The organism is Archangium violaceum (genome assembly GCF_016887565.1).
Taxonomy (GTDB): domain Bacteria; phylum Myxococcota; class Myxococcia; order Myxococcales; family Myxococcaceae; genus Archangium; species Archangium violaceum_B.
Window position 1 is genome coordinate 8,960,198 of the sequence record NZ_CP069396.1, and the last position, 17,785, is coordinate 8,977,982.

General features: G+C 67.5%; 12 protein-coding genes. 4 read left to right on the forward strand and 8 right to left on the reverse strand.

All coding sequences use genetic code 11. The features are described from left to right. Positions 1–4: 4 nt before the first annotated feature. From JRI60_RS35630 to JRI60_RS35640, 3 genes are all read right to left on the reverse strand, one after another. On the reverse strand, positions 5–886 hold the full coding sequence (locus tag JRI60_RS35630; protein ID WP_204220382.1) for a sigma factor-like helix-turn-helix DNA-binding protein: 882 nt from the start codon (positions 884–886) through the stop codon (positions 5–7). A 59-nt stretch (positions 887–945) separates the two neighbouring features. Next, entirely contained in the window at positions 946–4,101 is a 3,156-nt protein-coding gene (locus tag JRI60_RS35635) for a serine/threonine-protein kinase (RefSeq protein ID WP_204220383.1), read from the reverse strand. A 118-nt stretch (positions 4,102–4,219) separates the two neighbouring features. Next, positions 4,220–4,675 (reverse strand): GFA family protein, encoded by a 456-nt coding sequence (locus JRI60_RS35640; RefSeq protein ID WP_204220384.1) that lies wholly within the window; start codon positions 4,673–4,675, stop codon positions 4,220–4,222. Between the two features lie 109 nt (positions 4,676–4,784). Here JRI60_RS35640 and JRI60_RS35645 point away from each other — a divergent pair, with 109 nt between their 5' ends. Next, positions 4,785–5,756, forward strand: coding sequence for a helix-turn-helix transcriptional regulator (locus JRI60_RS35645; protein ID WP_204220385.1), 972 nt, complete (start codon positions 4,785–4,787; stop codon positions 5,754–5,756). 30 nt (positions 5,757–5,786) lie between these two features. On the opposite strand, the gene JRI60_RS35650 is transcribed toward JRI60_RS35645, so the two are convergent. Next, complete coding sequence (locus tag JRI60_RS35650) at positions 5,787–8,792, reverse strand: X2-like carbohydrate binding domain-containing protein (RefSeq protein ID WP_239469894.1); 3,006 nt, start codon at positions 8,790–8,792, stop codon at positions 5,787–5,789. Between the two features lie 404 nt (positions 8,793–9,196). Between JRI60_RS35650 and JRI60_RS35655 the strand changes: the two genes are divergently transcribed. Beyond that, positions 9,197–10,075, forward strand: coding sequence for a pectate lyase (locus JRI60_RS35655; RefSeq protein WP_239469896.1), 879 nt, complete (start codon positions 9,197–9,199; stop codon positions 10,073–10,075). 48 nt (positions 10,076–10,123) lie between these two features. Here JRI60_RS35655 and JRI60_RS35660 read toward each other — a convergent pair whose 3' ends face one another. Beyond that, positions 10,124–10,912 (reverse strand): DeoR/GlpR family DNA-binding transcription regulator, encoded by a 789-nt coding sequence (locus JRI60_RS35660; protein ID WP_204220388.1) that lies wholly within the window; start codon positions 10,910–10,912, stop codon positions 10,124–10,126. Continuing rightward, the gene (locus JRI60_RS35665; RefSeq protein ID WP_239469897.1) at positions 10,906–11,937 is read right to left on the reverse strand and encodes an NUDIX domain-containing protein; all 1,032 of its coding nucleotides are present in this window, start codon (positions 11,935–11,937) and stop codon (positions 10,906–10,908) included. Before JRI60_RS35665 ends, JRI60_RS35660 begins: the two co-directional genes overlap by 7 nt. A 356-nt stretch (positions 11,938–12,293) precedes the next feature. Between JRI60_RS35665 and JRI60_RS35670 the strand changes: the two genes are divergently transcribed. Together JRI60_RS35670 and JRI60_RS35675 are read left to right on the forward strand one after the other, a co-directional pair. Further along, complete coding sequence (locus tag JRI60_RS35670; RefSeq protein WP_204220389.1) at positions 12,294–13,718, forward strand: hypothetical protein; 1,425 nt, start codon at positions 12,294–12,296, stop codon at positions 13,716–13,718. Positions 13,719–13,981: 263 nt separating this feature from the next. After that, positions 13,982–15,382, forward strand: a complete 1,401-nt coding sequence (locus JRI60_RS35675) for an MFS transporter (protein ID WP_204220390.1) — start codon at positions 13,982–13,984, stop codon at positions 15,380–15,382. Between the two features lie 102 nt (positions 15,383–15,484). Here the strand turns inward: JRI60_RS35675 and JRI60_RS35680 are convergent, their stop codons facing one another. Both JRI60_RS35680 and JRI60_RS53730 read right to left on the reverse strand, forming a co-directional pair. Next, on the reverse strand, positions 15,485–16,579 hold the full coding sequence (locus JRI60_RS35680) for a glycoside hydrolase family 76 protein (protein WP_204220391.1): 1,095 nt from the start codon (positions 16,577–16,579) through the stop codon (positions 15,485–15,487). Between the two features lie 132 nt (positions 16,580–16,711). After that, on the reverse strand, positions 16,712–17,434 hold the full coding sequence (locus JRI60_RS53730) for a septal ring lytic transglycosylase RlpA family protein (protein ID WP_239469898.1): 723 nt from the start codon (positions 17,432–17,434) through the stop codon (positions 16,712–16,714). Between the last annotated feature and the right edge of the window lie 351 nt (positions 17,435–17,785).

Consider the following 17,785-nt stretch of genomic DNA (forward strand, 5'->3'; position numbering starts at 1 on the left):
GGAGTCAGTCCGCCAAGAGCTGGCGCAGGCTGACGTCGAGCTGGCTGCGCACGAGGCGCAGCAAGCTGTCCAGCTCGTCGGGCGTCAGCCCCAGCCGCGCCGTCAGCTCCTCGCGGGTGAGCGCCAGCAGCCGCTCGCGGGCGCGGGCAATCCAGCGCGCCACGGTGGAGCGGGGCGCCTGGTACGTGGCGCTCACCGCGTCCATGGACAGGCCGTGCACGTGGTGCAGCCGCAGCAGGTTGCGCTCCCGGGCCTCCAGCCGGCCCAGCGCCGCGCGGAAGGCCACGCGGAAATCCTCCTGGTGCCGCTCGCGGATGAAGGCCAGCTCGGGGTCCGCGCCCAGCCGATCCGCCAGCGCCACCGGGGCCGCCTCCAGTGGCAGCTCACACGGCGCGGCGCGCTGCCGGTCGATGTGCAGCCGCAGCGCCACCGCCCTCACCCACTGTCCCAGAGGACCCCGCCCGGAATAGGAGGCCAGCTTCGGCGGTGCCCCGTCCACCGACACCAGCAGCCGCTGGCGCAACAACTGCCGCAGCTCGTCCACGAGGGCGGGCGCCTCGCGCGGCAGCCACGTCCCCACCTGGGACAGCACGTGCGCGTCGAGCGCCTCGAGCGCCCGCGCATCCCCCCGCACGCAGGCGAAGGCCAGGAAGAACTCCTCCGCGCGAAGGCTCGCGAGCACCTCGCGGGCCTCGCCCGTGGAGGGCAGCCGCTCCGCCACGTGCGCCAGGAAGGCCCCCGCGTCCATACCCACCTCCGGCCACGCCTCGCGCGCCTCCCGCACCAGCCCCGCGAGCGCGTCCTCCAGGCCGGGAAGCGCCCGCAGCGCCGGGGCGAGCGCGTGCGGCGCCCGCGACAGGAAGGACTCGGTCTGCTCGGACGCCACGGACCACCTCCACCGACAAGTCCGCCCCCTCGGGCGGGAATGAGACACGGTGCCCCGGCTCAGGAGGGGCCATGGGCGGACAGCCAGGACCGCACCTCGCGTGCTCGGGGCGCGTAGGCGGGCGCGCTCCGTGCGTAGGCCTCCTGGGCCTCCCGCGCCAGGGAGAGCGCCCGGGACCGCTCCCCCTGCGACTGCCAGAGGACGCGGGCGAGCGCGAAGCGCGCCCGGGCCAGGTCGTGCGGGGCCAGCTCCACCCGCGTGGAGAGCGCCACCGCCCGCTCCAGCGGCTCGCGGGCCTCGCGCAGCTGGCCTCCCTCCACCAGCGCCTCACCCAGCAACGCGAGCGTCTGCGCCACCCGGGGGTGCTCCGCCCCGAGCGACTTCTCGCGCACCTCCAGCGCCCGCCGCAGGTGGAGGAGCGCCGTAGGTACCCTGCGCAGGCGCAGCTCCACGTGTCCCAGGTTGTACAGCGCGCTGGCCACCTTCGGGTGTCCGGGGCCGAGCGTGGCCTCCCACAGCTCGCGCGCCGCCTCGAAGTGGGCGCGTGCGTCGAGCAGGCGGCCCGCGTCCATCGCCACCCAGCCCAGGTTGTTGCGCGACAGGGCCACGTCCGGGTGCCGGGGGCCGAGCTGCGCCTCCTGAAGCGCCAGCGCCTCGCGGTAGTCCGCCTCCGCCCGCGCGAGCTGTCCCAGGTCCGCCCGTGCACTGCCCAGGCTCAGCAACACGTTGGCCAGCCGCAGCTGCTCGCCGTCCCCTCCCTTGCGCAGACTGGCCAGGGCGCGCTCGTAGTGCGGCAGCGCCTCCGCCAGCTGGCCCTGCCGCGAGAGCGCGTCGCCCAGGTTCACCCGGATCACGCTGGTGCTGGAGTGCTCCGCCCCGAGGAGGCGCTCGGCCAGCGCGAGCGCCTCGCCGTAGCGTGCCACCGCCTCGGCCACCTTCCCCTGGAGCCGCAGCGCGGTGGCCACGTTGCTGAGGTGCGCCGCGCATAGCGGATGCTCGTGGCCGTACACCGCCTCCACCAGCGCCAGGGCACGCGCATAGTGCCGCTCCGCCTCCGCGTAACGCCCCAGCGCGTTGAGGGCCTGGCCCATGCCGGCCAGGACATCGGCGAGCGCCACGTCCTGGGGCCCGCGCGCCCGCTCCAGCAGGGACAGGGCCTCGGTGGCTTCCGTGAGAGCGCGCGCGTACTCGCCCTGCCGGTAGCTGAGGCTGCTGCGGACGCGGTGCAGCTCCGCGGCCACCTCCAGGGAAGCCTCGGGCCCCAGTCGCTCCAGGGCCGCCTGCGCCATGCGCGCGGTGCGCTGGGCCTCCTTCTCCAGGCCCATGCCCTGGACTTCCGTATAAAGGAGGCGGTTCCACGCGCGCGCGGCCGTCTCGTCGTCGTGCCCGGCCTCCGCCACGCGCACCGCCTCCTCCAGCACCTCGCGCGCCGCGGCGAAGCTCCCGGCGGTGCCCCGCAGCTCGCCCAACAACAACAGGGCCCAAGCCAGCGTGGGTCGGTGTCCCAGCCCCCGCAGTGCCACCACCACCTCTTCCAGCCGGGGCAGCGCACGCTCATGGAACCCGGCCGAGCCCTGCACGCGCAGCCCGTCCAGCTCCCGGCGCAGCGCCGCCAGCTCCCGCCGGGCCTCCGGGGCATCCGGCAGCGGGTCCACGCGGGCGAGCGCGTCCCGGTCCGCGCACGCTGCCAGGGAGGGGAGCTGCCGCGCGGCCTCGGACGCCCTCGTGAGCGTCTCCCGCTCGCCCCCCTCCAGCATCTCCACCAGGACGAGCAACGCCTGGCGCCGGCCATCCAGGCACGCGGCGCGCAGGTCCATCAGCCGCTCGGACTGCGCCTGCCGCACGCGCGTGTCCTCGCAGGACTGCCGCTCCTGGGCCACCAGCGCCTGGGCGTAGGCGTCCAGCGCCCGCGTGGTGGACTCGAAGGCGTCCCCGGGCACCGGAGGCGCCCCCTGACGGAAGCGCTGCTCCAGCCGGGCCCGGCGCGCCGCGTCCCAGGTGCCCTCCAACCGGGCCTCGAAGCCGGTGCACACCCGCGCGGCGTCACCCCCTGCCAGGCCGAAGCCCGCGGCGACGCTGGCCGCCACCCCCGTGGCCAGCGCCGCCGCCGCCCAGCGCCAGCGGTGCGCGCGCGCGCCGGACTCGAGCCGGGAGAGGAGCGCGTCCAGGGAAGGGTGGCGCGAGGCCGGCTCGGCGGCCAGGCCCCGCAGCACGGCGTCGCGCACGGCACCAGACACGCGCGAGCCACGGGGAGGCGGCGTCACCCTCCCCTCGCTTGAGGCCTGGACTCGCTCCCCCGCCGTGTCACCCGCGAAGGGCCGCTGGCCGAAGAGGGCCTCGTACAGCGCGACACAGAAGCTGAACTGGTCGCTGCGCGCGTCCGCGCGCTGGCCGCGCCACTGCTCCGGGGACATGTACGCGGGTGTGCCCAGCCGGACGCCGGAGAGGGTGTCGTCTCCCCGCGCCGGTGCCCGCCGGGTGGGGCCCTCCCCTGCCCCCGCCTCCGGTGGAGTCAGGGGTGCGGGCACCGCGCGAGCGAGACCGAAGTCGGTGACGCGCACCTGGCCGTCGTCCCCCAGCAGCACGTTGTCCGGCTTGAAGTCGCGGTGCACCAGTCCCACCGCGTGCGCGGCGGCCAGCCCCTGGCCCGCCAGGAGGAAGCGCGAGAGCACCTCGCGCCACGGCCGCGGCGCCTCCTCCAGCCAGTGGCGCAGCGTCCGCCCCCGCACCAGCTCCATGGCGAGGAAGACGGTGTCGTCGTCCTGGCCCACGTCATGCACGATGACGACGTTCGGGTGGGACAGCCGGGCCAGCGCCTGGGCCTCGCGCACCAGCCGCCCGCGCGCCTCCGCGTCCGCCACCGCCCCGGGCTTGAGCAGCTTGAGCGCCACCTCCCGGTCCAGGTCCGGGTCATACGCGGCGAAGACGACCCCCATGCCCCCCTCGCCCACGCGGCGCAGCAGCACGTAGCGCCCCACGCGAGCCCCGGGCCCCGGAGTACCGCCCGACCCGAGCGGCGCCAGGGGCTCCAGGCCCTCCGCGGACAAGGCCCCTTCCTCCCTGAGTCCCGCCACCACCGCGCAGCAGGCCTCGCACCCATCCAGGTGGGCCTCCAGCCGGGCCACGGCATCCGCGGACAGGCGCCCCTGCTCCCACTCCAGCAGCTCGTTCTCGTCAAGACACGGAGTCATGAGAAGGGCCGTGAGGCCGTCCAATCCGGTAAAGATACTTCACCGGAAGACCCGGCTGAAAGGAGGCCACGAAGGGCGGCTCCCGGAGCCAGCAAATCGAAATCACACCCGCGGCGCGGGGTCCCACGGGCACCACGCGCGCTCAGGAACGCATCGCGGCGGAGATCGGGTCCACATACGGCGCGACGGCGAGCTGCGCCCAGGTGTCGTGGAGCCCGTCGAGGTACGTGACCTGGATGCCGGAGAGGTCGGCGCCATCCAGGCAGTTCGCGTTCACGCCGTAGTAATCCCCACCCATCTCCGGGATGTGCCCGTGCCCGAACGCGCGGATTCCGCACACCTTGCAGAACCGGGCATGGGAGGCCTCGGACCTCGAGTAGTCGCCCAGGACCTCCCGGCCAGAGAGGAGACGGAAGGCCGCCGGCTTCACGTTGATGCCCCACCACGCGGTCTTGGTGCAGACGGTGCAATTGCACCGGGTCGTCCCCTGGCTCGGGTCGAAGTCCACTTCGAAGCGCACGGCGCCGCACTGGCAGCTGCCCTTGTACGTCCGGAGGCCAGGGGAGATCGGGGTCTTCGAGGAGGAGGAGTGGCTCATGGCGGGATGCTCCAGGGTGCTGGGCGGGCCTGCGGGGCTCGCCCGTGTGATGAATAGAAGGTAGGAAGGGTCGCGGACAGATTCGGTCCGCGATGAGAGGAGGCGTACCGTGCTCCAGACGTCCGCTCGGCTGCTGAAGGTCCTGTCCCTGTTGCAGTCCCGCCGCTTCTGGGGAGGCGGCGACCTGGCGCGCGAGCTCGGGGTGACCGAGCGCAGCGTCCGCCGGGACGTGGACCGGCTCCGGAGCCTCGGGTACCCGGTGCATGCGGCCGCTGGCGTTGGCGGCGGATATCAGCTGGGCGCCGGGAAGGAGCTGCCCCCGCTTCCGTTGGAAGACGAGGAGGCGGTGGCCGTCGCCGTGGGGTTGCGCGTGGCGGCGACCGGGCCGGTGAAGGGGTTGGAGGATGCGGCGGTGCGGGCGCTCGGAAAGCTGGAGCAGGTGCTACCGAAGAGGCTCCGGCGCAGGGTGAACGCCCTGCAGGCCGTGAGCGTGCGGCTCGGCGACGCGGGGCCCACGGTCGACGCGGAGGCGCTGGCGGTGATCGCCAATGCGTGCCGCGACTCCGAGCTCCTGCGGTTCGACTACAGCAGCCGCGAGGGCTCGGGGAGCACGCGTTCCGTCGAGCCCTACCGCCTCGTGCACACCAGCTACCGTTGGTACCTCCTCGCCTATGATCTCGACCGGGAAGGGTGGCGGACCTTCCGCGTCGACCGCATCGGTCCGAAGCCGAGAACCGGGCGTTCCTTCAAGGCCCGCCCGTTGCCCTCCGAGGACGTGGCCGCCTACGTCTCGCAGGCGGTCTCGACGGATGCGTACCGGTTCCGCGCGCGTGTGACGGTGCATGCCCCCGCTCGCGTCGTCTCCGAGCGGTTGTCCGGCGTGGCTGGACGCATCGAGGAGCTGGATGCGGAGCGCTGTCGGGTCCACGCTGGCGCCGACAGCCTCGAGGCGCTCGCGTTCCATCTCGGGTGGCTGGGGCTCGAGTTCGAGGTGCATGAACCCAAGGAGCTCATCGAGCACCTTCGCCGCCTGTCCGAGCGGCTCGCCCGGGCCGCCCAGCGGACGGAGAGTGGGGCGTAGACCTTCAGCATGCGCGCCTCCGTGCGCCCGTCAGGGCTCGATGCCCCACTGGAGACCGCCGGAGATGTATCCCGGTGCTCTCATCCAGTCCGAGTACGTCGTGCCGGTTGGAGCAAAGGAGTAATCGCCCACCTGCGTATAGTTGCTCCAGTCGGACTTCGCGAATCTCACCTGGAGGTCGATGCCCTGCCCGGCCGCGAGACTGCCCGCCCCGCTCGTGAAACCAATCTCGAGATAATGATCGGCATCGGGCGCTGGCGTCGGCATCTTGACGAAGGTTCCGGTGACATTCGAGCCTCCAACCTGAGACCAATCACAGAAGAAGCTCTGGGCCCTCTCTCCATCGATGGTGTAATAATACCGGATCTTGACCTGGGAGAGCGCCACGGGACTGGTTCCCGTGTTGACCAGCTTGAATCTCGGGTTGATGGTATTGAGCGACGCCGCGGTGGACCCATTGAACATCTGCACCTTGAGGGACCCCGAGCCCGTGGAGGTGGTATCGATCACCGTGATGGCCAGGACGGGGGCTGTCCCCGCGCTGAAGTTGAACGTCAGGTTCGTGGTCCCGACAGGCTGGTTGGCCAGATAGCGCTTCGAGAGAGTGACGGTCGAGCCAGAGAGGGTGTAATCCGTACCGGCCACGAGGATCGCCGTACCATTCTTGATACTGCTCAGCGTGTTCCCATTGAGCGTCATCACCACCGGAATGTCGGCCTGCTTGTCCGTCTTCTTGTCGAAGGAAGCGCTCGTCGGGTTGATGGTCGACTGATTGACCGGCCCGCTACCAACGGGCTCGCCATAGACGATGCCGCGGCCGTTCGTTCCCACATACACGCGGCCGTACACCCGCGGATCTCCGGTGATGGTCGTGACCCTCGCATACTGATGCTGGTCGTCGTTGATCCTGATCCAGGAAGCGCCCGCGTCGTCCGAGCGGAAGAAGCCGCGCACACCGTCGATCCTCGCGATGACGTACAGCGCCATGTAGCTCTGTCCCGGGGCCGCCTTCCCGAAGCCAATGCCGTCGGCCTCCTGCACGTTCGCCAGCTTCGTGAAGGTGGCTCCGGAATCAGTTGAATGCCACAGGCCGTAGGGGCCGGGATTCTCATTGCCGCCAGCGAACCAGACATCTCCCTCGCGGCCAGGTACGGCCTTCAGGGAAGCGGCCCCACTGCTCGGAAGACCCGCCGCGGCCGTCTGGGTGAACGTGGCACCCCCGTTGGTGCTGACATAGAACCTGCCGGCCGAGTAGGCGTAGAACCTGCTCGGGTTCACGCGGTCGGACGCGAGCTTCGCCCCCGCCGGGATGCCAGCACTGGCCGTCCACCCATTGCCGCCCGACTTCGAGTAATACACGCCCACGTCCGACGTGCTCCACACGATGGAGTTGCCATCGGCCGAAACCGCCACCGTCCCTCCGCCCTTCGTTCCGGTCGGTTCGGAGCTGGCCTTGTACCAGTTCGCGCCTCCGTCATGGGAGAGGCCCACCGACCTGGCATTGGCATCCGACGCGTAGTCCGCCATCCCCACACGGACCATGAAGCCCGGGTTGAGCTCCGCGTAGTCGATGCCATACGTCGTGCTCCACTGCGGGACGGACATCGTCTTGGAAGGCGGTGTCGTCAGGTCGTCATGGCGGAAGCCGGAGATATCGCCCAGCGCGCTGATGAGCGGCGCGCCAGACGGAGGGCTGATCAACTCCATGACGGCCGTTTCCTCGATTCCCCTGGCCATGACGGAGATCTTCACCAGGCCGCCCACATCCCAGGCGGTCAGGTTGTTCGTGCCGTACAGGGTCGCGCCCGTGCCATACATCATCCGGTCGGAGTTGAACGGGTCGATCTCGAGATCCCCCATCATCCAACCCAGCTTGGGGGAGGGAGTCGGCGGAATGGGTTCAATGCCCATCGTCAACCACGGAGCGCCCGAAATATCATGCGTGTACCGGAGCTTCCGGCTCGGGTAACCATCCCAGTCCCAGATCCGGGTCCAGCTCGCACCGCCGTCCCTGCTCCGGAAGATGATGGCGTCAGGCCACCAGGAGTTCAGCGTGGCGACCATGATCGTGTTCGGGTTGCGCGCATCGACGGCCAGACCGCCGTAACCGAAATAGTTGTCGGAGCTGCTGCTCGGAATGGGGCTGATGTTCGTCCAGAGGCCTGTCGCCGTATCGAGCCTCCACACGTCTCCCTTGGCGCCGTCGTATGGGCCGACACCGTCGCTATAGGAGATGTAGAGGCTGCCATTGGAGGACAGCTCTCCATGGTGCGGCAGATAGCCGACGGGCTGTCCGGGAACCGCCTCCCAGGTCGCACCGCCGTCCGTGCTGCGGAACACGTTGTTTTCCTTGTCCGCTACGCCGACGTAGAGGGTCTGCGTCGCGCTGCCGGCCGCACCCGTACGTGGATCGAACGTGATCCAGGCCAACCCGACGATGTCGTTCCCGTAGGAGTTGGTGGGGTCTTGGACATAGGTACCGGGGTTGGGGAAGCTGGTGACCTTGCTCCAGGTCGCTCCGTAGTCCGTGCTCTTCCAGAGCCCGTTGCCGCTCCGCGCGCCGAAGAAGAGGATGTTGTTCTTGTTCGGATCGATCACCAGCCGCTCACCCATGGAGCGCCCGGGCATGTTGCCGCCGACTTTGAATGGGAGGGGCGTCACCTGCCACGTATCGCCCTTGTTGGTCGACCGCATGATCTGGCCGTTCGTATCCCAGTCATTCGTATAGGTGCCGGTCGCCATGTAGACGCGGTTCGGCTCGACCGGGTCGGTCGCCAGGGCATCCACACCGTTCTTGTTCCAATCCACCCAGCCCGTCGAGTCGGAGAGAGGAATCCAACTGGAGGTCGCGGCATCCCACCGGTACGCGCCGCCAATATCGGTGCGGGCGTAGATCAGATCCTTCTCTTTGGTATTGAAGACGATTCCCGGGATGAACCCACCACCACCACCCGTGACGACGCTACGCCAGGTGTATGCGGCCCCTGGCGCCGCCTGCGCCTTGGACGCCATCCCCAGCAGGATCGCGCTGACCACGACGGTCCACAGACGAGCAGCAACGCTTCGATTGAGATGTCTCACGAACACAGCCGCGACCCCCATGGCAGATGGACGTGCAATCCTTATCGGACTTTCCAGCCCTCACAGGATGACCCCGATGATCCGCGAAGTCCAGGAGAAATCGAAACGTTACGATTTTTATCGTGGCATGACGCGCTGAATCACCGTGGCGCACCGCTCCGAGCGCAACGCGGTTGAATTTTCGCAGCCAGAACCAAGAGATGCGCTTGCAGCCGTGACACCTCCGGGAACGTTACGATGAAGTCGATGGTTGAAAGCTTTCTTGGAGTTCGGGAAAGCCCGTTCTCATTGGATTCCAGCTTTAACTCGTTATAAAGGGAGCAGCTTCGAATCGCCGAACAGACAAGGAGATGAGAAACATGCCCACCTATAAGACCCTGCGTACCCCTGCCCTGCTGCTCGCCATGGGTGTCTTCGGAACCGGGTGCCTCCTGGACGGAGGGATGACGGAAGAAGAGCTCCTGGGCGAGGAGACCGGCGCGCTGGAGACCATCTCGACCACGATCCCGACGCCGAGCAATGGCTCCGGTGAGATCAGGACCAGCACGACGCGGTTGAAGAACGCCGCCAACGGCGGCTCGGACGTCTACGATTTCGCCAACAAGAAGATCGGCGTGAACAACACCGTTGCATGTGACAAGGAGGGTCAGAAGACGGTGTTCGAGGTCGAGGACGGCGTCACCGTCAAGAACCTCATCATCGCGGGCGGCCTCTCCGCCGGCAATGGCATCGTCTGCCTGGGCAACTGCACGCTCGACCACGTCTACTGGGAGGACATCTGCGAGGACGCGGCGACGAATACCAAGGACGGAGCGACGATGACGCTCGACCACGTGATCGCCCTGCACGCCAGTGACAAGGTGTTCCAGCACAACGCCAAGGGCAACTCCAAGACCATCATCAAGAATTCCTACATCAGCGATTTCGGGAAGCTCTGGCGCTCCTGCGGCGACTGCACGAACAACGGCGGCCCCCGCAACCTCGTCGTGGACAACGTCAAGGTGGAGGGCATCAAGTCGGCCCTCGCGGGCGCGAACCAGAACTACGGGGACACGGTCACGATCACCAACCTGTTCGTCAAGGGCGGCTACAACGCCTCGAAGGACAAGCCGAAGATCTGCACGGAGTTCATCGGCGTCACCAATCACCAAGGCGAGTCGCAGAAGGTCAACGGCGGCGCGAGCCAGTGGAGCACCGCGACCTGCCGCGTGCGCGTGACCGACGTGCAGAGCTGGTGAAGCTCCGCTGTCACTGCCCTACCCGGAGGCCCGCGCAGAGGCCTCTGGCTATCGCGATGGGGAGGGCTTGAGAGGCCGGCGTCCACTCTGGACGATGTGGATGCCGAGCTCGACGAAGGGCCGGAGCAGCTCCTCGGGGACGCCCGGCTCGGTCGCCAGATGCGTCAGTCCGGTGGCCGGTCCAACGGAGAAGGGCGCCACGGTGCCGAGCTTCTCGCGAGAGGCGAGGCCGACGATGCGATCCGCGCAGTCGAGCAGCACGCGGCGGACCTCCACTTCCTCGTAGTAGGGACCGCTGATGCCACTGGTGGCGTTGAGACTCCAGATGCCCAGGAAGCACACGTCGGCGGTGATGCGCCGGTAGGTGTCGATGACGTTGGCTCCGACCGCCACCATGGCCCGCCGATCCAACGTGCCTCCCACCAGGACGACCTCGATGCCCGGGTGACGGGCCAGCGCCGAGGCCACCGCCGGGCAATGGGTGATGAACGTCCCGGTGTGATCCGGCGGAATGGCGTCCACCAGGTGCAGGGCCGTCGTCCCGCCGTCGAGGATGACGACCTGTCCTGGCTGGAGCAGCGTCGCGGCGGCGCGCGCCGTGGCGATCTTCCCTGGCACGCCCTGCTGCTGGCGCTCCTCGTACGTGGATGCCACCGGAGAGCGCGCGACCGCCCCTCCATGGACCCGGCGCAGGAGCTGGGCCTCGGCGAGCTCGTCCAGATCCCTGCGGATGGTGTAGCCCGACACCCCGAGCAGCTCGCTCAGCTCCCCTGCGACGAGGCGGCCCTCGGTGCCGAGAATCTCGAGGATCCGCTGATGGCGCTCTTCCTTCAGCATCGCGGGCCGCCCATGACGCCGTGCCGCGCGGCCCACTGCAACAACAGGATGGTCTTCGCGTCGATGATCTCTCCGGCGTCGATCATCCGCAGGGCCTCGGTGAGCGGGAGCTCGAGCACCTGGATGTCCTCGCCCTCGGACGCGAGCCCGCCACCGTTCGAGGCGCGAGCGTCGCGGGTGTAGGGCGCGGCGAAGAAGTGCAGGCGCTCGGTGACCGAGCCCGGGCTCATGAAGACCTCGAAGACGGGCCGCACCTCACCGATGCGCACCCCCGTCTCCTCCTCGACCTCCCGCCGGATCGCCGCTTCGGGGTGCTCGCCATCGAGCAGCCCCGCGGGGGCCTCGATGAGCATCCCGTCGGGGTGCCCGTTCACGTAGGCCGGTAGCCGGAACTGGCGGGTGAGCAGCACGGTGCCCCGCGAGGCGTCATGGAGCAGGACGGTCGCCCCGTTGCCGCGGTCATAGGCCTCCCGGCTCTGACGGCTCCAGGTGCCATCCGAGCGCCGGTAGTCGAACGTCACCTTGCGCAGGACGTACCAGTCGGAGGAGAGGACCCGCACGTCGGCGATGCGCACGGCGTCGTTGCGCGCGGGCCCGGCCGACGGATCATGAAAGGCTCCCGGCTCGCGCACCTGCCGCGGCGGTGCCTCCCCTCCGGGCCGCGGCAGCTCGTCGACCCCGAAGTACACCGACAGGCCCCGAGCCCGGGCCAGGCTGACCATCTCGTCCGCTCCCGCCGAGGGGCCCCCGATGCGGAGCACGGCATCACAGCGCTCGACCAGCCGGCGAGCGATGGGATGGAAGATCTCGTCGAAGACGCGGTCCCCGATGGCCCGGCTCCCGGCCAGCTCGATCAACGGAAGGGCCAGCGCCTCGCCCGTCACTGGCAGGTGTCCCGCCCGGAAGACGTCGAGTGCGACCTCGTTCATCGCCCGCACGTTCGCGGCGATCTTCGCGGGCTCATCCCCCGTCCCGGACCGGTAGGGGCCGGCCACGAGCACCATCAACGGCGCATGCTCTGTCATGGCTCGACAAAGTAGCAGGAACGCAGGTCGTTTCGCAACAAAACGCACGGATATGCGCACGTTCGCACAAACCGCCGGGTTGGCGGTCGTCATGGCCCGGGAAAACCCTTGCCGAAGCAACAACCCGTGGAAGGGCATCGGATTCTGACAATCCGCGAGCCGTTCATGTCGTGGCGCTCGAGTCCAGAAAACATTCCAGGTGAGTGATTGGAAGGGTTGATAGAGATAAGCCCTCTCGGTAGATTGCTCGCGCTCCTCGACGAGGAGTGCATCCCGCCAGGTACGCTTGTCATTACCTGGGAGTAACGATTCCAGGACAGAGGGGGAATCCGTTTCGCGCTCAACGAGAAAGGTTCATGATGCAAATGTTCAAAGGAGTGTGTGGTCTGTCCGCGGTGCTGGGTCTGACTTTTTCCGTCATCCCCGCGGGCAATACCCAGGCAGCTGGACTGACCGACTACAATCTCACGGGGTTTTCGGCAGGGAACACCGGGGGAGGCCTGGTCAGTGAATCGGACACGGCCCACTACAAGAAGGTCTACACCGCCACGGATCTCGCGCTGGCCTTGAAGAAGGGCTCTGGCGTCAAGGTCGTGGAGATCATGAATGATCTGAACCTGGGCTGGAACGAGCTCCCCGCCGCGGCCAAGGTCTCTCCGTTCAGCGCCCACAACGCGGCCTCCACCCATCCCGTGCTCCTGGCGACGGGCGTCAGCAAGATCAATGTGGATGGCTTCAATGGACTGACCATCTTCTCGGCCAACGGAGCCAGGCTCCGGCATGTCGCGATCACCATCAAGCGCAGCTCGAACGTGATCATCCGCAACCTGGAGTTCGACGAGTTGTGGGAGTGGGACGAGAAGACCAAGGGGAACTACGATAGCAATGATTGGGACTACCTGACCCTGGAGGAAGACACCAAGGTCTGGATCGATCACTGCACCTTCAACAAGGCCTATGACGGTCTCGTCGATTCGAAGAAGGGCACCTCGGGGGTGACCATTTCGTGGTCCACCTTCAAGGGCGACGAGGGCGGCGCGACCAGCTGGGTCACCCGCCAGTTCGATGCGCTCGAAGCGAACAAGTCCGCCTACCCGATGTACAACCACCTGCGGAGCAGCGCGGTGGGGTTGAGCGAGAACGACATCATCACGATCGCGGGACCCCAGAAGAAGGGCCACCTGGTCGGCTCCACCGAATTCGATGCGGGCAATGCGAACCTTTCCATCACGCTGCATCACAACTACTACAAGAACATCCAGGACCGGATGCCTCGCCTGCGGGGTGGCAACGCGCACGTCTACAACATCGTCATGGATGCGCAGGGGGCCTGGGCGGCCAAGAAGAAGCTCACCTCGGCCATGGCTTCAGCCATCTCCTCCAAGGGTTACCACTTCGACTTGACGAGCAATGGGGCGATCTCCACGGAAGGCGGAGCCGTCCTGGTCGAGAAGTCCCACATCCTCGATGTGCAGTACCCCGTCCGCAACAACCAGACGGACCCCTCGGATGCGAGCTATACGGGGAAGATCCGGGTCGTCGACACCATCGACTCCCTGAATGGGGTGGTGTTCCGGGGAGGCAGCGACACGTCCGGGAGCCCGCTCAGCCCCGTTCCCGCGACCGTGAAGGCATTCTCCTGGAACGGTTTCTCCGCCCTGCCCTACGGCTATACGGCGGATGATCCGTCGACCCTCGTGACCCGGCTGACGGCCGCCGATGGAGCGGGAGCGGGTCGGCTGACGTGGGCGAAGGAGAACTGGCTGAAGACCAGTTACTAGCGAGCGGAGGGCCACGCGCCCGGTCGTTCACCTGGGCCCGGCTCGTTCCACGAGTCGGGCCCGCAAGGTGCTCGGACAGGAACGTTCGGCTGGCAGTGGAGCCGAGACACACCCAGAGCCAGCGTGACGACCCGGCGGTGCGGTGGAAGACGCCCTACAGGGGTGTAGCGTTCGACACGGCACGGAAGACGTGCTGGATTCGGCCGCGGCCCACCGGGTGCACTGGTCGGGTCCACCTACCCGACTTCCGAGAGGAGCAGTTGATGGAGTCTCCCACCGCAGCCACCGTCCCCGTCGAAGCCGCGGACCCCTCCACCTTGCGCCGGGTCATCACCGCGGCCTCGCTGGGAACCCTCTTCGAGTGGTACGACTTCTATCTGTACGGCAGCCTCGCCGTCTTCTTCGGCGGCCTCTTCTTCCCCAAGGGGAACGAGACGGCCCAGCTGCTGGCGAGCCTGGCCACCTTCGGTGCCGGCTTCGGCGTGCGGCCCCTGGGCGCCATCGTCTTCGGCCACGTGGGAGACATGGTGGGCCGCAAGTACAGCTTCCTCATCACCATGGCCACCATGGGCCTGAGCACCGCCCTCATCGGCCTGCTGCCCACGTATGACCAGGTCGGCCTGTGGGCCACCTTCCTGCTGGTGCTGCTGCGGCTGCTGCAAGGCCTGGCGCTGGGCGGGGAGTACGGCGGCGCCGCCACCTACGTGGCCGAGCACGTGCCGGACGACAAGCGCGGCTACTACACCAGCTACATCCAGACGACGGCCACGCTCGGCTTCTTCGTGAGCATGGGCGTCATCGGCCTCACCCGCATCCTCATGGGCGAGGAGTTCTTCAAGTCCACCGGCTGGCGCGTGCCCTTCCTGCTGTCCTTCATCCTGCTGGCCGTCTCCCTCTACATCCGCCTGAAGATGAGCGAGTCGCCCCTCTTCTCCAAGCTGAAGAGCAGCGGCAAGACGTCCAAGAATCCCCTCAAGGAGAGCTTCGCCAATCCGCTCAACCGCAAGTACGTGCTGCTGGCCCTCTTCGGTGCCACCGCGGGCCAGGGCGTCGTCTGGTACACCGGCCAGTTCTACGCCCTCACCTTCCTGCAGAGCGCGCTCAAGCTGGACTGGAAGACGGCCTACATCCTGGTCTCCATCGCCCTGGCCATCGCCACGCCCCTGTTCATCTTCTTCGGCTGGCTGTCGGACCGCATCGGCCGCAAGCGCATCATGCTCGCCGGGTGCGTGCTGGGCGCCCTCACCTACGTCCCCATCTTCATGGCGATGAAGCACTTCACCAACCCGCAGGGCCTGCCCGTGGCTGACCCCGCGCAGGTCAACCACTTCATGATGGTGGTGCTGCTCACGGTGCAGATGGTCTACGTGTGCATGGTGTACGGACCCATCGCCGCCTTCCTGGTGGAGCTCTTCCCCACCCGCGTCCGCTACACCTCCATGTCCCTGCCCTACCACCTGGGCAATGGCTGGTTCGGCGGCTTCCTGCCCCTCATCGCCACGGCCGTTACCACCTCCACCTGGGCCCAGACGACCTTCGGCGAGGGGGCCCTCTACACCGGCCTCATCTACCCCATCGTCATCTGCATCATCACCGTCATCATCGGCGGGCTCTTCATCCACGAGACGAAGGATCACAAGCTGGAGACGCACATCCAGTCCTGACGGGCCTCCAGACCGACCCCGTCTCCTGTAGCAAGACCCCGGGCGCCATCAGGCGCGCCGGGGTCTTCTTTTCATGAGCCGGAGCGGCCGGATGACGCGACTTCAGTACGGGGTCTGCGTGACCGCGAGGCCGGGGCTCGCCTCCCAGGACGTGACGTAGTTGTCCGGGGTTCGCCGCCACCACTGGCCCCACATCACGCCGGACGAGTTCCGGTACGCCCAGGCGGTGTTCGCGTTGTAGCTCAGCCAGCTCTTGATCGAAGCGTCGTTGGCCGCGCCGGCCCACTTGCCCGCCCACCGAACGAAGATGCCCTTGAACCCGGCGGTATCTCCGTTGCCGCCGCCGGAATCGTACTCGTCGTTGAGGATGTCGGCGATGTGCTGGCCCGTCAGGTTGCGACGGGTCCAGTTCACCGCCAGCCCGCCCGCGTCGCGATAGCTCGTGTTGCCGGTCGCCTGGTAGAGAAGGGTCGACGCGCCAGCAAAGGTTCCCTGGTTGTAGGTGAAGGCCCACCAGACCTTCGTTCCGTTGGCCTGGATGTGATCGGCGACTTGACCGGTCGAGGGATTGAAGAGGGTCGAACGCAGCCAGTTGTAGATCTGGTCGGCTTGCGCCCGGTACCCGGTATTGACGGTGTTCCGGGCGAGCAACATCGCGGCGATGGCGGCCGGACCGGCCACGCAAGCATTCTTGGTCTGCTTGTCCGCGCGCCACCAGAGGCCACCACCGAGCTGGTTGTCCCAGGCGCGGCTCCAGACCTTGTTGAACTGCCACTGCGCTTGATCCAGGAACGCTCGATGGCCGGTGATCTCGTAGCCGCGGGTCAGGGCAATGACCGCCCACATGACGTCATCGTTGTACTCGTTCCACGACGCGAAGTCCGTGGTTCCGCTCACGACGTTGTTCAACCCGTTGAGCAGGGAGAACACCATGTCGCGGTAGGCCGGGTTGCCGGTCCGGTCGTAGGCATCCTCGACCGCCTCGATCTGCTCGCAGACCCTCCAGAATTGCAACCGGCCAGGCACACCGCGGTTCGTGTCGACCACGAAGTAGCCGTTCCCGCCGTTCGCCACATAGAAGGCGTTGTTGTAGGAGTCGAACGCCAGGTTCTTTTCCGTGGGGGTGAGGGCGATGGCGCCGGGCGCGTACGCCAGGACGAGGGTAGCGACCAGGAAACTCAGGAGCCGCTGCTTCATGTAGGCTTTCTCCTTCGGGAGCAGCTCCTCCGGCATCGGAAGAGGAGGCTCAGATGTCTCTTTCGAGCAGAGACTCGATGCCCCCTCTTGAGCAGCCGGCCCATTTTTTCGGGTTAATGTCGCTTCGCGTCTTCAGAGGATCTGGTACTGCACGACGATGTTGCCGAGATCGGGATTGGCGATCGTCGAGAAGGCGCCGTAGGTGAGGTCCAGACACACCGGGGCGCCAAAGCCACCGCGGTCATTGATGGTCACCGTGACCGACTTGCCCTGGTAGGTCACCTTCACCTGGGTCCCGAACGGCAGGGAGTTGTGGGCGGCCTTGAGCGCCATGCGGTGGAAGGGCTCACCACTGGCGGTCGGCCATCCCTCGGGAATCTCGCCCTCCGCCCCGTACCAGGTCGCATTACAAGTGGCGATGGGGCCCCCCTGCGACAGGCCAGAGATCGTCAACTCCTCCCACGGGCCCAGCGCGGCGCCATACGCGAACACCGGGCCACCCCCACCGTTCTCCGCTGACACCCAATGGCCCGTCGTCACCGTCTGCAGGCCGACGACGTCACCGTTGGAGATCACGCCGCTCCCGTTCTTCTTGACGATGCGGAACGTCTCCCAGCCGAGCCGATTCCAGCTGGCGGCGTTCAGCGTCGAGCCGCCGCCGTTCGCGGCCTGGAAATACTGACCGGTTCCCGCGCGAACGAAGAGGGTGTCCCCACTCTCGAGGGCCCCGCCGTTGATGTCATCGAGCGTGAACTTCTCCCAATCCTGCGCGGCCGTCGCCGTCGCGATGACCGCGCCGCCGCCATTGTTTTGAGCGCCAATATATCGGCCGCCGAGCACCGTCTTGAAACTCACGCCGGAGACGAGCAACGCACTCGAGGAGGCCTCTGTTGCGTCGTCTTGCCCATCAGACGAACCGCTCGCCAGGCCGCACGCGCTCATGAAGAACAGGATGGCGCTCGCGGCATGAAGGAGAAGCCTTGAATGTTTGCGATGGAGCATGGAGCTTGCCTTGATTGGACGAAGGTGGAGTCTTGCCACCCGACTCTAGAGGCTCTTGCAACTCTGTTCGGGTCACTCGAGCTCCAAGCCCACGGTGTGCCGCTCACTCCGGGCTATCAGCCAGTGAGAATCACGGGGCAAGAATCACGGTGAGATTCGCAATGCCTGACACGCAAGCGATTACCCGGCATGCCAGCGGAGAGA

Bases quoted from the DNA above. Each gene is read 5' to 3' on its own strand.
- JRI60_RS35640 (WP_204220384.1), bottom strand. From the start codon at position 4,675: ATGAGCCACTCCTCCTCCTCGAAGACCCCGATCTCCCCTGGCCTCCGG.
- JRI60_RS35655 (WP_239469896.1), top strand. From the start codon at position 9,197: ATGCCCACCTATAAGACCCTGCGTACCCCTGCCCTGCTGCTCGCCATG.
- JRI60_RS35670 (WP_204220389.1), top strand. From the start codon at position 12,294: ATGATGCAAATGTTCAAAGGAGTGTGTGGTCTGTCCGCGGTGCTGGGT.
- JRI60_RS35660 (WP_204220388.1), bottom strand. From the start codon at position 10,912: ATGCTGAAGGAAGAGCGCCATCAGCGGATCCTCGAGATTCTCGGCACC.
- JRI60_RS35665 (WP_239469897.1), bottom strand. From the start codon at position 11,937: ATGACAGAGCATGCGCCGTTGATGGTGCTCGTGGCCGGCCCCTACCGG.
- JRI60_RS35675 (WP_204220390.1), top strand. From the start codon at position 13,982: ATGGAGTCTCCCACCGCAGCCACCGTCCCCGTCGAAGCCGCGGACCCC.
- JRI60_RS35680 (WP_204220391.1), bottom strand. From the start codon at position 16,579: ATGAAGCAGCGGCTCCTGAGTTTCCTGGTCGCTACCCTCGTCCTGGCG.